We start from the raw sequence: 15,871 nt of genomic DNA, 5'->3' as shown, positions 1-15,871 counted from the left end.
CTCTGTTTTATTCTTATACAATAAATGTAATCAAATGAATATAGAAAGAAGGAATGAAGATGACAGAGGACAGAAAAGACCGGGTAAAAAGAAACTTCACGCGTAGTAGAGAATCGTATGTACAAAGCAAGACGCATAATAATGCTGGTGACTTACAGGAGTTAATTCATCAACTCTCTCCCCTTCGTTCGTGGAAAGTGCTAGATATTGCAACCGGCGGCGGCCATGTAGCAAGGACCTTGTCTCCATACGTCCAGACCGTCTATGCCACCGACCTTACGAAGGCGATGCTCGAGAACACAGCTTCTCACTTGCAGCACCTGGAAAATATTGAGTATATCGTCGCAGATGCCGAACAGCTCCCTTTCCTCGATGAAAGCTTTGATGCCGTCACATGCAGGATTGCCGCCCACCACTTCCCTGAACCGCTGTCTTATATTAAAGAGTGTTATCGGGTATTGAAGCCGGGCGGTACGTTTCTGATGATCGATAACACGGCTCCGGATAAGGAAGAGCTTGACCGTTTCTATAATACGTTTGAACAATGGAGAGATGACAGCCACGTCCGGGCCTGGAAAATATCCGAGTGGAAGCAATGGCTCCTTCATGAGGGCTTCCTCATTAAGAAAGAAAGCCTTAAACAAAAAACCCTTCCTTTCCGTGACTGGGTGGAACGAACATGTTCGGATCGTTCCATTCAGAATCAGGTAGAAGCTTATATGATGACGGCCCCCGCCTCTACTAAGCAGTACTTCTCCATCCAAACATCGGAAGGTCATGTCGATTCTTTCTCCATTGACGAATGGATGGTTGTCGGAGCAAAAAGTTCCTGACAGTGTATAAACTTCCTCCTCCTAGGAAAAATAAGCGGAGTATTGATGACTAGTGAGGTGGGATTGGAATGGATGTCGTTGTAATGGCCAGAGCCTTGTTCGGAACGTCGCTTGGGTTTCACATCATCTATGCGACGATCGGGGTCGGGCTGCCAGTCATGATCATCATCGCAGAAGTGCTTTACTTTATAAAGAAAGATTCTGACTACGCATTGATGGCACGCAGGTGGACAAAAGGATTCGCGATTCTTCTCGCTGTTTCCATCGCCTCAGGGACAATTGTCGGTGTCATGATTTCTTTGCTGTTCCCTGATTTCATGGAGATTGTCGGGCAGGTAATTGCCTTGCCGTTCCAAATGGAAATCTTTGCGTTTCTTATTGAAGCAGTATTCATGTCGATCTATTTGTATGCAGCGGACAGACTCCCGCCTTCCTTAAGACTTACCAGTATTATATTCGTAGCTCTTGGAGCGACCGCTTCAGCGATTCTCATCACAGACGTGCATGCGTGGATGAACACTCCAGCCGGCTTCCGTATTACACCGGACGGCGAAGTGACGGATGTGGACACATGGGCGGCCTTCTTCAATCCGAGTTTCGGAGTGACCGCGATTCACACGACCCTATCCGCATATATGACCGTAGCTTTCTTAGTAGCTTCCATTGCCGCTTTGCGTCTCATGAGGAAAAACATTTCATTAAAAGAACGAAAATACCATAAGAAAGCGCTGATGATCGCCATCTACTTCGGTGCTCTTACTTCTCTCGCCACAGCGATTAACGGACACGAAACAGCCCAAGTATTATATGAAAATAATCCACGCAAGCTTGCAGCAGCAGAAGGTTTGTTTGAAACGACCCGCTACGCACCGCTTTCGATCGGTGGATATACATCGGCAGCTGAAGAGCGGGTCAAATATGCCATTGAAATACCCGGCGGTCTAAGTTTTCTTGCAGGAGACCGATTTGACACGGAAGTCATGGGATTGAACGAATGGCCGGAAGAATTGTGGCCCCCTTTATACGTCCACATCCTTTTTAATGTCATGGTGGGAATCGGCAGCGTCTTGATATTTGTAGCGATGATCGCCCTTTTCTGGAAGCATGTTCTCAAGCGGGAGTTCCCGAGCTGGCTTCTCGCTTTGTTCGTCGTAAGCGGTCCCCTTGCAATGATTGCAATTGAGAGCGGTTGGTGCTTCAGCTGTATAGGAAGACAACCTTGGACCATTACCGATGTACTCCGGACCGGGGATGCGGCGACAAAATCCAGCAGTGTCGGATTTCTGTTCTATTTATTCATTACGCTCTATATCACCCTGTTGTTCGTCACCGGCTTCGTCCTTCGTTATTATTTCAAGAAGCATCCAGTGACCAAAGATCTGGAACCTTCAGAAACCACTTAGAAAGGAGAGGGATGAGTAATGGAAGCATCTACATTGGCGGTTACTATCTTATGGAGTTTACTATTTGTCTACGCTATGCTGGGTTCCCTCGACTTCGGGGCCGGTTTCTGGGGAATGATTTACAGTAAGAGCAGGCAAACCGGCGCCTCTCAGATTGCCAACCGGTTCTTATCACCGACATGGGAAGTAACCAACGTTTTTCTCGTCATTTTCGTTGTCTCCGTTGTAACCTTCTTCCCATTTGCAACGACGCTCTTAGGAAGTATTCTGCTCGTCCCGGTCGCTCTGGGTATTTTGCTCTTGACCATCCGAACGACGTTCATGGTTTTTCAGCACCATACCGATCGATTTAAGAATACGCTTCGTATCACATCGGGATTCACAGGGTTGATCATTCCTGCGCTGCTCGTCAGTATCCTCCCTATCACATTAGGAGGATTCATCGACTTCGATAATGATTACCCCCGCCTCCATTATGGAGAGCTTCTGTCCCACCCTACTTTATATATGCATATCGCTTTCGGGTTGACGACCGAATTATTCATCTCGGCCGTCTTCTTGATGGATTATGCAAAAGAGGCAGACGATTGGAAGGCGTATCACACGTTCCGGAAGCATGCCATTTGGCTTGGACCGGTCAGTATTGCCGTGGCCATGTTGACCATCGGTACCTTCCCGGAAGAGGCGGCATGGATCGTTGACAATATCCAGGCGAACTGGTTTACGTTCGGATTATCTGTTCTTTTCTTCCTGATCGGCTATACATTTTTGTTCATCCGCCGGAAGAATGGACAGCGTGGACGATCACGACTTGCCGTCCTTGCGATCATCATTCAATACGGCATCGCTATCTATGCCTATGGCAATGCGCACCTCCCCTATCTGATTTATCCTGATTTGACTATAGAAGAAGGATTCACAAATCCGGACATCTTCTATCAGATGCTTGTCGTCTACGGTATTGGATTCGGAATTCTGATTCCTGCTTTCATCCTGTTCTGGCGCTTGTTCCTGAAAGACCGCCGTTACTTGAAACAGGAATAGAAGAGCGGCAGCTTAAGCTGCCGTTCTTTTTTATATCGTTATCCTTAGGACCGTACGGGGTACATAGAGACAAAGAGAGGTGAAACTATGAAGAAGTTGACCAATCAATACTTAGAGGAAGCAATCGAAGACAGCAAACCGTACGCTTCCCATGGAAATGTCAATATGACCATTCCTCATTTCGATGAAACAATCAAAGATCACTTAAGTGTTTCCATCCTCACAACACACGGGGAGTCCTATTCCGCCGGTGGAGACAATCAGCACATTCCTATGCAGAGCACTTCCAAAATCATCGGCCTCATGCTTGCCCTCCAGGATTTCGGGAAAGACCGCGTCTTCCAAACCGTAGGAATGGAACCGATGGGTGATTTCTTCAACTCGATCAGTCAACTGGAATCACATGTGACCCACAAACCGTTTAATCCTATGATCAACGCAGGAGCTATTGCTGTCGCCTCTCTCATTAAGGGGCAGAATACGGAAACCCGCTTCGACCGGTACCTTACTTTCCTTCGCCGCATCACAAGTAATGATCAGCTGGAGATGAGTGAAGAAGTCTACGAAGCAGAAATAGGCAACGGAGCAAGAAACCGATCTCTCGCATACTTTATGCAAAGCAACGGGACACTCGTGACAGATGTAGAAGAAGCACTCGACCTTTACTTCCGAATGAATGCAGTCATGATGTGCTGTACAGACTTCGCGAAGGTAGGACTCTTTCTGGCAAAAGGCGGCGAAGACCCCGCAAGCGGAGAGCGGCTGATCCCACCCCACCATCTTCGGACTGTGAAGGCGATCATGATGACTTCCGGCATGTACAATTCATCCGGCCACTATGCAGTAGAAGCAGGGTTCCCCTGCAAAAGCGGTGTATCCGGCAGCATCATCGGTTCCGTCCCCGGCCGGATGGGAATCGGTGTCGTCGGGCCTGCCATTGATAAGAAGGGGAACAGCACAGCCGGCGGAGCCTTAATCAAAAAATTGTCCAAAGATCTCGGCTTAAATATGTTCGGGGTGGAAAATACAGATGCAGAGGAGGAACATAATGGCGTTTGACTACGATCTTGATTTCGACCATATCAATTTCAAAGAAAACCCGGAAAAGTACCGGGTCGGTAAAGGAGAGCAGGGGGTCCTCCTTGTCGAGCCTTACAAGAGTGAGATCCTGCCGAATTGGCGATTCAAAACACCGGAAATTGCTAAAGAATCTTCCGAGAAGATATATGAGCAATTCCTTGAATATAAGAAAGCAGAAGATATTGTAGGTATGGATATGGCCCGTAAATTCCTCCAGATGGGATACACACGCTCCAGACGATACGCCAATTATAAAGGCGGAAAAAAGTACGGCGATGACGGTAAGGTGAACGAACGGCAGATCGATGAAGAAAAAGCGGAATCGGCACGCATCTTTGAAGAAAAATGGAAGCTGGTGCGTGAAGATGAAGAGTATCTGAAGCAAAAAAAGAGACACCAAGAAAAATACGGATAAAAGTAAAAAATTTCTACAAGGTATATTGTCAAAAGTTTCTGAGTAGTGTAAAGTAGTCAACAACATTTACATTTATACAATTGAATCTCTTATCAAGAGAGGCAGAGGGACTGGCCCTGTGAAGCCTCAGCAACCCCTGGTCTAACCAGAAAGGTGCTAACTCCAGCAAGTTGTCTATTCAACTTGGAAGATAAGAAGAAGAACGGAAACGTCAAAGTCTTCTTATCTAAGAAGGCTTTTTTTATTTATATACAAGATTACTAGAAATGAGGAATGTTCACATGTGTCCGCACACTGATACTAAATTCGTCCAAACTGGAAACCAGAAAGAAGAGCCCACAGGCGCGATAAATCCCCCTGTTTATTTCTCTACCGCATACCGTCATCCCGGCTTAGGGGAATCCACAGGCTTCGATTATACCCGGACAGGAAACCCGACCAGGCAGGCTCTGGAGAAGTCCATTGCTGATATCGAAGGCGGCGAAGCCGGGTTCGCCTTCAGTTCCGGAATGGCTGCCATCCAAACGGCCCTTTCTCTATTTAAGCAAGGGGACGAAATTATCGTTTCAGAAGATCTATACGGCGGGACATACCGACTCTTCGAGCATATGAAAGAACGCTACGGCCTGAATTTCCACTACTGTGACAGCAAAGAGCTGGATAATTTGACTGCTTACATCAACGATCAGACCAAAGCGATTTACATTGAAACACCGACAAATCCACTAATGCATACGACAGATATCCGAGAGGTATCTAAACTGGCAAAAGCACACGACCTGCTTTTGCTTGTCGATAACACGCTCTATACTCCCGTCCTGCAAAAACCGCTGGAAGAAGGGGCGGATGTCGTCATCCACAGCGCAACCAAATATCTAGCGGGTCACAACGACGTACTTGCAGGTATTCTTGTCAGTAAAGGAAAACAGGTCAATGAAACGCTGGAGTTCCATCAGAATACATCCGGCGCCGTCCTTTCCCCACTTGATTCGTGGCTGCTTATGCGCGGAATGAAGACCCTTCCGCTGCGAATGAGGCAGCATGAAACAAACGCGAAAGCTGTTGTGGATTATTTAAAAGAGCATCCGGCGGTAACAGACGTCTTCTATCCGGGGCGAGGCGGAATGATTTCTTTCCGTCTGCAGCATGAGCAGTGGATCGACCCGTTTCTGCGCAGCCTGAACTTGATATGTTTTGCAGAAAGTCTCGGGGGGGTTGAAAGCTTTATTACGTATCCGGCTACACAAACGCATGCGGATATACCGGAAGAAATCCGCACGGGATACGGAGTATGCAACCGTCTGCTTCGGTTCTCTGTAGGAATTGAGCACATCGATGATTTACTGGAAGATTTGGAACAGACCTTGAGCAGCTTACTGAAGGAGGAGATTGTACAATGACCGACCATTCCATTCAAACCCGTCTACTGCACAGCGATTATAAATTTGATCCGCAGACAGGTGCCGTCAGTGTTCCAATTAACCAAGCATCCACGTTCCACCAGCAGGATTTCGATCAACCGGGCGACTATGATTACAGTCGTTCCGGCAATCCGACACGAAAAGCCTTGGAAGACACGATCGCCGGGCTGGAGAGCGGCACCAACGGCTTCGCCTTCGCATCCGGCATGGCCGCTATTTCCACCTCTTTCATGCTTTTATCGCAAGGGGATCACATCGTCATTACAGAAGATGTGTACGGGGGTACGTTCCGCATGGTCACCAACGTGCTCGATCGATTTGGGATCGATCACACATTTGTCGATATGACAGACTTGGATGCAGTGGCACGAGCCATCCAACCGAACACGAAGGTTCTTTATATTGAGACACCATCCAATCCCACCTTAAAGATCACTGATATACAGGCGGTAACGAAGCTCGCAAAAGCCAATGAATGTTGGACGTTTGTAGACAACACCTTCATGACACCGGCCCTCCAGCGGCCGTTAGAATTAGGTGCCGATCTTGTCCTTCACAGCGCTACAAAATTTATTGCAGGCCACAGTGACGTCGTAGCTGGTCTCGCTGTTACCGGCTGCCCTGAAATTGCTGAACGTTTAGGATTTTTGCAGAATTCATTCGGATCGATCTTGGGCGCACACGATTGTTGGCTCGTGCTTCGCGGCCTTAAGACGCTGCACACACGACTCACCCAGTCTTCCCGCTCGGCGGAACTAATTGCAGAGCAGCTGCAGAAGCATCCGTTGATTGAAGAAGTGTACTATCCAGGGTTCTCCTGTCATCCGGGCAGTTCCACCCACTCCTACCAAGCGGATGGTGCGGGAGCGGTACTTTCTTTTCGATTAAGAGATGAAGATGCGGTCCGACAATTCACCAAAGCGGTACAAATCCCTGTCTTTGCGGTGAGCCTCGGAGCAGTAGAATCAATTCTCTCCTATCCTGCACGCATGTCTCATGCTGCCATGCCGAAAGCAGAACGGGAAAAGCGCGGCATCACCGATGGACTGCTCCGCCTATCCGTCGGATTGGAAAACCCGGAAGAGCTGCTGGCTGATTTCTATCAAGCACTCAAACAGATTCAACCATATGCATTTACTACGAATGGGAGGCCGAGCCATGAACTTACGTGAAGCATTACAGAACAAAACATTGATCGGTGATGGTGCTATGGGCACCCTCCTCTACTCCTATGGTATTGATCGCTGCTTCGAAGAACTGAACCTCTCTCATTCTGAAGAAGTTCTAAACGTTCACCGCGCCTATGTGAATGCCGGTGCAGATGTTATTCAGACAAATACCTATGGAGCAAACTATATTAAACTGACACGCTACGGGCTGCAGGAACAAGTAAAAGAGATTAACACTGCTGCCGTACGACTTGCAAAACAAGCGGCTCATGAAGGAACCTATGTGGTCGGAACGATCGGCGGCATACGTGGTGTCCAGAAGCAGAGCTTCAGCCTGGAAGAAATCAAACGCAGCTTCCGCGAACAGCTTTATTGTTTATTGTTTGAAGAAGTGGACGGCCTTCTCCTGGAGACGTATTACGACTTGGAAGAGTTGAAGGCAGTGCTGGAGATTGCACGAAAAGAAACCGATCTGCCTATTATTGCGCAGGTGTCCATGCATGAAGCCGGCGTTCTCCAAGAAGGCACCTCCTTATCCGACGCCCTTCAGCAATTAGAACAGCAGGGAGCTGACATTATCGGGGTGAACTGCCGCCTCGGTCCTTATCACATGATTCAATCTTTGGAAGACGTTCCCCTTCCCGATAAGGCCGTCCTGTCCGCCTACCCGAACGCTAGTCTCCCTGCTTTCCAGGATGGAAGATTGGTCTATGCGACCGATCCGAATTACTTTGAGAAAAGCGCAAAGTCCCTCTACCAACAAGGAGCCCGTTTGATCGGAGGGTGCTGCGGAACAACCCCTGAACATATCGAGGCGATTGCAGCTGCAGTAAAAGGGAAAGAGCCGATTCGAAAGAAGGAAGTTCCTGTTAAACAAGGGCACGGTGTATCCTTGTCCTCACCGGAAAAGAACTTGGAGCATTTACATGAACGCGCCAAAAGAGGAAGGTCCATCATTGTCGAGCTCGATCCTCCTAAGAAACTGAACACGGATAAGTTCCTTGAAGGAGCAAAAGCGCTTCAGGATGCGGGTGTTGACTCCATTACGCTTGCTGACAATTCCCTTGCATCACCGAGGATCAGCAATGACACGATGGCATCGATTATCAAAACCAAGTACGGCGTTGATCCGCTCGTCCATATCGCCTGCCGGGATCGGAACCTGATCGGCCTCCAGTCCCACTTAATGGGTCTGCATACGCTCGGCATTCAGCAGTTGCTTGCTGTGACAGGCGATCCTACGAAAATCGGCGATTTCCCTGGTGCAACATCGGTCTATGATTTATCGTCCTTCGACTTGATCCATTACATCAAGCAGCTCAACAAAGGGATCTCCTTTTCTGGTAAGTCTCTTGGAGAACGTACTTCCTTCTCTGTCGCTGCAGCCTTCAACCCGAACGTACGGAACTTGAACAGGGCAGTCGGAAGAATGGAAAAGAAAATGAAATACGGTGCAGACTACTTCATCAGCCAGCCTGTATTCAATCATAAGCAGATCGTAGAAGTTTATGAAGCAACGAAACATATTGAAGCTCCCATCTACATCGGTATCATGCCGTTAACAAGCGCCCGGAATGCCGAATTCCTTCATAATGAAGTGCCTGGAATTCAGCTTTCTCCTGAAATTCTTGCGAGAATGGAACAAGCAGGAACCGACAAAACACAAGCTCAGGCCGAAGGCATCAGCATTGCAAAATCATTAATAGACACCGCTATGGATTTGTTTAACGGCATTTATTTAATTACTCCATTTCTGCGCTACGAAATGACTGTAGAATTAACGAATTACATTAAAGAAAAGACCGCACAACGGGAAAGGAAGGTCACTGATGGCATCCACTTGGTTTGAACAACAGTTGGAGAAACGCATCCTGATTCTTGATGGAGCCATGGGCACAATGATTCAAGATGCTGATTTATCCGCAGAAGACTTTGGCGGAGAGGCCTACGAGGGCTGCAATGAATACTTGAATTTGACGTACCCTGATCTGTTGGAGAAGATTCACACCCAATACTTGGAGGCTGGTGCCGATATCATCGAGACGAACACTTTCGGAGCGACTGACCTCGTTCTTGATGAGTATGATCTGGGGCATCTGGCTGAAGAAATAAATATCGCCGCCGCAAAAATTGCGAGGAAAGCTGTCGACCGCTTCTCATCGGAAACCAGTCCCCGATTTGTTGCAGGCGCAATGGGACCCACGACGAAGACACTCTCCGTCACGGGAGGCACTACTTTCGATGCGCTTGCCAAAGGATATGAGGAGCAGGCGCGAGGACTTATCAAAGGCGGCGTCGACCTCCTGCTTTTAGAAACGTCTCAGGATATGCTCAACGTCAAAGCCGCATTCGTCGGCATAACGAAAGCAAGTGAAGCTACGAATACGAAACTTCCTCTTCTGATTTCCGGAACGATTGAACCGATGGGAACCACCCTTGCCGGGCAGAGCATCGAGGCATTTTATCTCTCCCTTGAGCATATGAACCCTGTCGTCGTCGGACTCAATTGTGCGACCGGTCCGGAATTCATGCGTGATCATCTGCGGTCTCTGTCTGATCTTGCTACTTCTGCGGTAAGCTGTTATCCGAATGCAGGGCTTCCCGATGAAGAAGGGAATTATCACGAAACGCCTGAATCACTCGCCCAAAAGGTCGCTGGTTTCGCCGAAAAAGGCTGGCTGAACCTTGTCGGTGGATGCTGCGGAACAACCCCGGACCATATCCGGGCCATTGCCGATGCCGTACGACCGTATCAACCGAGAGAACGAAAGGATTCCCATCCGCACGCCGTCTCTGGAATAGAGCCGATGATTTATGACGACCCTGCCGACCGTCCCATCTTGGTCGGAGAACGGACGAACGTTATCGGCTCCCGTAAGTTCAAACGTTTGATTGCAGAAGGAAAATTCGAAGAAGCGTCCGAGATCGCCCGTGCCCAGGTTAAGAAAGGTGCCCAGGTCATCGACATCTGTCTCGCAGATCCGGACCGCGATGAAGTGACAGATATGGAAGCCTTCATGAAGGAAGTCGTCAATAAAGTAAAGGTACCACTCGTCATCGACTCCACCGATGTTAAAGTTATTGAAAAAGCACTGAAATATTCCCAAGGGAAAGTCATCATCAATTCAATCAACCTGGAGGACGGAGAAGAACGCTTTAAAGAAGTACTCCCACTTGTCAAACAGTACGGTGCAGCTCTCGTAGTCGGAACGATCGATGAGGTCGGAATGGCTGTTACAGCGGAGAGAAAACTGGAAATCGCTAAGCGTTCGCACGACATCCTCGTAAAAGAGTATGCCATCGATCCGCGCGACATCATTTTCGACCCGCTCGTCTTCCCTGTCGGTACAGGAGATGAACAATACATCGGTTCTGCCGAGGCAACCATAGAAGGCATACGACTGATCAAAGAACAACTACCCCTTTGTCAGACCGTCCTTGGCGTAAGTAATGTCTCCTTCGGTCTGCCTCCTGTCGGAAGAGAAGTCCTAAACGCGGTTTATTTATACCACTGTACAAAAGCAGGACTGGATTACGCGATCGTGAATACCGAAAAGCTGGAAAGGTTCGCTTCCATCAATGAGGCGGAAATCAAACTTGCAGATGAGCTTCTCTATCAGACGAACGAGCAGACTCTCGCCGCATTCACAGCCTTCTACCGCGGGAAGAAAAAAGAAAATAAAGTACCGACATCGACGATGACATTAGCAGAACGACTCGCGCACTATGTCGTAGAAGGAACGAAAGAGGGATTAATTCCAGACCTGGAATTGGCACTCGCTGAATATCCAACGCCTCTGGATGTAATTAACGGGCCTTTGATGGAAGGAATGGCGGAAGTAGGCCGCCTCTTTAATGATAACCAACTGATCGTCGCGGAAGTGCTGCAGAGTGCAGAAGTCATGAAGGCATCTGTCGCTTTCCTCGAGCCTCATATGGAGAAGGGGGACTCCTCCAACAAGAAAGGAAAAGTGCTGCTCGCCACCGTAAAAGGAGACGTGCACGACATCGGCAAGAACTTGGTAGAGATCATATTGAGCAACAATGGGTTTGAAGTAGTCGACCTGGGTATTAAAGTCACTCCAGTCGAACTGATTGAGCAGATCAAGCGGGAACAGCCGACGATCATCGGTTTATCCGGATTGTTGGTCAAGTCGGCTCAGCAGATGGTGTTAACGGCTCAGGACTTGAAGCAGCAGAACATTTCTCTTCCTATACTTGTTGGCGGAGCTGCACTTTCACGGAAATTCACCCATACGAAGATATCACCGGAGTATGAAGGGCCCGTCTTGTATGCCAAAGACGCCATGGACGGACTATCCATTTCCAACCAGTTGAGTGATGAGAAAAAACGACTTCCGTTTCTTGATGATCATGCGCAGAAACAGGCCGCTGCCCTATCCAAAGCAGCCGAGGCACAGGCGCAGGGAAATACGGCAACAGCGGTAGCAACAAAACCTAAGTCGACGGTTTCCTCATCGGTTCCAATCTATCACCCGCATGATTTCAACAAGCACATCATAAGGAATCATCCAGTAGCACATATTGAGCCTTATATAAATATGCAGATGCTGATCGGCCACCACCTTGGATTAAAAGGAAGGTTCTCGAAACTAATCGAAGAGAAAAATGAGAAAGCCCTCCACTTAAAGAGCGTGGTCGACGGCCTGCTTTCAAAAGCGAAAGCGGAAGCCTGGGTCCAGCCCGCCGCCATGTATAAATTCTTCCCAGCGCAATCGGACGGGGACGATGTCCTGATTTACGACCCGGAGAATCCAGGACGTATCATCGAACGCTTCTCCTTCCCCCGCCAGGAGAAAGCACCATACCTGTGTCTGGCTGACTATTTAAGACCAGTATCGAGCGGGGAAATGGACTATGTCGGCTTTTTCGCTGTAACAGCAGGTAAAGGCATTCGTAAGCGGGCAGCCGCATTGAAAGATGAAGGGAAATACTTGGAGAGTCATGCCGTGCAGGCACTCGCCCTGGAAACGGCGGAAGGACTCGCCGAACAGGTGCACCAACTGATGCGTGATAAGTGGGGATTTCCCGATCCTACAGACTTCACCATGCAGGAACGCTTCTCGGCTAAATACCAAGGGCAGCGCTTCTCTTTCGGCTATCCTGCTTGTCCGGAACTGGAGGATCAGCGTAAATTATTCAAGCTGATTCAACCGGAGGAAATCGGAATCGAGTTGACCGAAGAATGCATGATGGAGCCGGAAGCTTCGGTTACGGCAATGGTTTTCGCCCATCCGGAAGCGCGTTATTTCAACGTCCATTAAAAATAATTAAATCCCGCAGCTTTCTTTGCTGCGGGATTTTTCATTGGGTATGTTTGTATATAACCGTACTGTAAACCTGTGATTTAGCCTTCGGATCCAAATACATGGCAGCACTGTTGACAGCAGCCATTGCTTCATTGAATCCCGATGCAATCAGCATTGTTTTGTTAGGATAAATAGCTGCATCACCGGCGACATATATTCCCTCCCTATTTGTACACATATCCGTTCCCACAGGAATCCTTCCTTTCTCGGTTGTGATCCCCCACTGTTCATATAAACTCTTGTCAATCTGCAACCCTTCATATACGAGTAGATGATCGACCTTGATCTTCTCCCCATCACGTAAAGTAATGTGAGAAAGCTTATCTTCTCCATGAAGACGTTCCAGTGACTGATGGTAGTGGACATGTATACTCGATGCCTCTAGTTTCTCAACATCCCCTTCGTAAACAGCTTTGAACTTATCACCGGCATTTATCAAATGTACCTCTTCTGCACAATTTTCCAGAGCAAGTGCCCAATCAACCCCCACTCGGTTTTCGGAAACGACCGCTACGCTCTTTCCGGCATATCGCTCTAAGTGTTGAATCGTGTAATGAATACAAGTATCCGCATATTTCTCTGCTCCAGGTACTTGAAGCGGCTGCATTTCAAATGTTCCCATTCCTGCAGCAATAAGAATGGTTCGGGAATAATGCTCCCCTCCCCCTTCTTCCTTCAAAACGTAAGTACCATCGGAGAGCGCATCGATACTCGTCACTTTTACTCCTGTCACTATTTTCGGTTTCACACTTTCTGCCTGTGCCTGAACGTTGGCTACGAGATTCTCCCCGGTCACTCCCGGAAAACCGCCGACATCATATATCTTTTTCTCTGGATAAAAGAAGGAAACCTTACCTCCAACATCCGGCTGGTATTCCATCACTTTTGTCTTTAAACCCCGCATCCCGCTGTAGAATGCAGCATACAAACCAGTCGTTCCTCCTCCTACGATCGTCACGTCAAACATTTCTGCCATGATGGTCACTCCTTCTCCGTTACTCTGTTTTCATAAGTAAATAAATGAAATAAGGGGTACTGACAATGGATACGACAATCCCGACAGGAATTTCTGCGGGTGCGATGATATTCTTTCCAATTGTATCGGCAAGCACCAGAAGCAAAGCACCGATCAGACCAGCAGCCGGCAGCATGTATTCATGCCTTGGACCGACGATCCTTCTTGCTATGTGCGGCGCTACGAGGCCAAGAAAAGCAATCCCTCCGCCCGCGGCTACGCTCAGACCAGCAAGCCCTACTGCAGCGAACAGCAATTTACGTCTCTCTCTTTCCACCATTGCACCAAGTCCGATCGACATTTGATCGCCGAGGCTCAGGACATTCAGCGTCGTAGACTTATAAACGGCGTATGCTGCAACCACGACAAGGACAGGAGCAACAGCGAGGACCATTTCCCAGTTCCCCATCCATATATCCCCTGCAAGCCAGACGAGGGCTTGATTGAAGTCCTGCGGGTTCATCTTCACCTGGAAAATGACAAGTGCTGCACTAAATCCCGCATTAACACCGATTCCGACAAGCAGCAAACGGACGGGGTTGACCCCTTTCTTCCAAGCAAGCATATAAACGAGTCCAGCAGCCACGAATGCTCCGAGCAGTGCGAACACCGGCAGGATATAGATTCCGAGTCCACCGACGGACGTCATTGATTTCTGGAAGAAATAAATGTAGAGAATGACAGCAAAACCCGCTCCGGTATTGATTCCCAACACGCCTGGATCAGCAAGATCATTCCTAGTGACCCCTTGCAGGACAGCACCGGAAATACCGAGACCTGCACCTATTACAAGTGCAAGCACCATTCCCGGCAGACGGAAGTCAAACAGAACCAGCTGCTGGCGATCGGTACCGTTGCCAAGCAGTGTCTCTAGTACATCAAGAGGAGCAATCGTCACTACACCTGTATTCAAACTGACGGCCATCGCGGCCAAAAGACCGATGACCAACACGGCCATGATGATTACATATCGCTTTTTTTTCATTACATTCCTCTCCCTTCACCGCGGGCAAGGTAGAGAAAGAAAGGAACTCCGATGCAGGCAGTAATGGCCCCGACCGGAGTCTCAAACGGAGCATTAACAAGCCTTGCCCCTATGTCTGACACCACGAGCAGCAGAGCTCCGAAGACAGCGGATACAGGGATGATCAGACGGTAGTCCGAACCGACAAAATATCGAGTGATATGAGGAATGATAAGACCTATAAAGCCGACCGTTCCAGCCACAGAGACGGCAGCTCCTGTGAGGACAAACACAACGATGACACCGAGCGTCTTAGCGACCCATACATTTTGGCCGAGACCTTTAGATACCTCTTCTCCAAGACTGAGAATTGTCACGGCGCGGGAGAGGAGAAGTGCCAGAATTAAGCCGAATGCCCCTGCGACTGCAAGAATTTGAACGGACGTCCAATTCGTTGCAGCCAAACCGCCTCCGTACCAGAAGCTCATATGTTTTGCCACTTGGAAATGCAGAGACAGCGCAGAGGATAACGAGCTGAGCATCCCACCGACGGCAACGCCGGCTAAGGCAAGTTTAACCGGTGTCAAACCTCCCTTGGACAGAGATCCTACAAGGAACACGAGAACAACACCTAAACCGGCACCGATAAAGGAAGCAGCGGTCAGTCCCAAATTAGTGATACCAGGGAAAAATACAAGAGCAAGAATAAGCGCAAACGCCGCTCCATGAGAAACCCCCATGATAGACGGGGATGCAAGCGGATTTCTCGTCAACCCCTGCATCACTGCCCCGGAAACGGCAAGAAATGCTCCGACTAAGGCTGCCGCTGTCGTTCTCGGCAGTCGCAGCTCTCTTATCACCTGATGGCTGGTAAGGGTAGGATCGAAGTCGGTGACCGCCGCCCATACCGTCTTCCATCCGATATCTGTCACACCTGAAATGACAGATGCGAAAGCCGAAAATACTAATAATAATAGTCCGACGGCGATACAGATCGCAGCGCTCCCATAATGAGTGCGCAACCCTTCTAATTCTTTTCTTTTTCGCCCCTTCTCCTCCACGGCATTCTACCTTCTCTCTATGTAAACTCTATTATTGAGAATCATTATCATCAAACCAAGTATATAGGCAAATAGTTGAGGATTCAAGCATCACCACATTGACACTTTATTTGAAAATGATTATCATTATCGCATG

12 protein-coding genes and 1 riboswitch are annotated in these 15,871 nt (G+C 48.6%); of the genes, 9 read left to right on the top strand and 3 right to left on the bottom strand.

Annotation, left to right across the window (positions count from 1 at the left end):
• Positions 1-59: 59 nt before the first annotated feature.
• The 9 genes from QRD89_RS01375 to metH all read left to right on the top strand — a co-directional run bounded on the left by QRD89_RS01375 (position 60) and on the right by metH (position 12,650).
• A complete protein-coding gene (locus QRD89_RS01375; protein ID WP_062515775.1) occupies positions 60-833 on the top strand; it encodes a class I SAM-dependent methyltransferase in 774 nt (257 codons plus the stop codon).
• A gap of 68 nt (positions 834-901) precedes the next feature.
• Entirely contained in the window at positions 902-2,236 is a 1,335-nt protein-coding gene (locus QRD89_RS01370) for a cytochrome ubiquinol oxidase subunit I (protein WP_008634856.1), read from the top strand.
• An 18-nt stretch (positions 2,237-2,254) separates the two neighbouring features.
• Entirely contained in the window at positions 2,255-3,280 is a 1,026-nt protein-coding gene (locus QRD89_RS01365) for a cytochrome d ubiquinol oxidase subunit II (RefSeq protein ID WP_286096146.1), read from the top strand.
• Positions 3,281-3,367: 87 nt separating this feature from the next.
• Positions 3,368-4,339 (top strand): glutaminase A, encoded by a 972-nt coding sequence (gene glsA, locus QRD89_RS01360; protein ID WP_026578870.1) that lies wholly within the window; start codon positions 3,368-3,370, stop codon positions 4,337-4,339.
• The gene (locus tag QRD89_RS01355; RefSeq protein WP_026578869.1) at positions 4,329-4,775 is read left to right on the top strand and encodes a DUF4385 domain-containing protein; all 447 of its coding nucleotides are present in this window, start codon (positions 4,329-4,331) and stop codon (positions 4,773-4,775) included. Before glsA ends, QRD89_RS01355 begins: the two co-directional genes overlap by 11 nt.
• A gap of 86 nt (positions 4,776-4,861) precedes the next feature.
• A riboswitch (SAM riboswitch) is annotated at positions 4,862-4,972 on the top strand.
• Positions 4,973-5,056: 84 nt separating this feature from the next.
• Entirely contained in the window at positions 5,057-6,175 is a 1,119-nt protein-coding gene (locus QRD89_RS01350; protein WP_026578868.1) for a methionine biosynthesis PLP-dependent protein, read from the top strand.
• Complete coding sequence (gene metC, locus QRD89_RS01345) at positions 6,172-7,368, top strand: cystathionine beta-lyase (protein WP_286096144.1); 1,197 nt, start codon at positions 6,172-6,174, stop codon at positions 7,366-7,368. The genes QRD89_RS01350 and metC overlap by 4 nt, the downstream gene beginning before the upstream one ends.
• Entirely contained in the window at positions 7,355-9,214 is a 1,860-nt protein-coding gene (locus tag QRD89_RS01340; RefSeq protein ID WP_286096143.1) for a bifunctional homocysteine S-methyltransferase/methylenetetrahydrofolate reductase, read from the top strand. Before metC ends, QRD89_RS01340 begins: the two co-directional genes overlap by 14 nt.
• On the top strand, positions 9,195-12,650 hold the full coding sequence (gene metH / locus QRD89_RS01335; RefSeq protein ID WP_286096141.1) for a methionine synthase: 3,456 nt from the start codon (positions 9,195-9,197) through the stop codon (positions 12,648-12,650). The genes QRD89_RS01340 and metH overlap by 20 nt, the downstream gene beginning before the upstream one ends.
• A gap of 40 nt (positions 12,651-12,690) precedes the next feature.
• Here metH and QRD89_RS01330 read toward each other — a convergent pair whose 3' ends face one another.
• Genes QRD89_RS01330 through QRD89_RS01320 form a run of 3 tightly spaced genes read right to left on the bottom strand, consistent with a single transcriptional unit; the run spans position 12,691 to position 15,735 of the window.
• A complete protein-coding gene (locus QRD89_RS01330; RefSeq protein ID WP_008634878.1) occupies positions 12,691-13,671 on the bottom strand; it encodes an NAD(P)/FAD-dependent oxidoreductase in 981 nt (326 codons plus the stop codon).
• 19 nt (positions 13,672-13,690) lie between these two features.
• Positions 13,691-14,695 carry a FecCD family ABC transporter permease gene (locus QRD89_RS01325; protein ID WP_062515781.1) on the bottom strand — a complete coding sequence of 335 codons (1,005 nt, stop codon included), beginning with the start codon at positions 14,693-14,695 and terminating at the stop codon, positions 13,691-13,693.
• The gene (locus tag QRD89_RS01320; RefSeq protein ID WP_286096139.1) at positions 14,695-15,735 is read right to left on the bottom strand and encodes a FecCD family ABC transporter permease; all 1,041 of its coding nucleotides are present in this window, start codon (positions 15,733-15,735) and stop codon (positions 14,695-14,697) included. The genes QRD89_RS01325 and QRD89_RS01320 overlap by 1 nt, the downstream gene beginning before the upstream one ends.
• Between the last annotated feature and the right edge of the window lie 136 nt (positions 15,736-15,871).

The sequence above is a fragment of the Halobacillus sp. ACCC02827 genome (assembly GCF_030291935.1).
Taxonomy (GTDB): Bacteria; Bacillota; Bacilli; order Bacillales; family Halobacillaceae; genus Halobacillus.
This window is presented reverse-complemented; position numbering and strand designations above follow the sequence as displayed.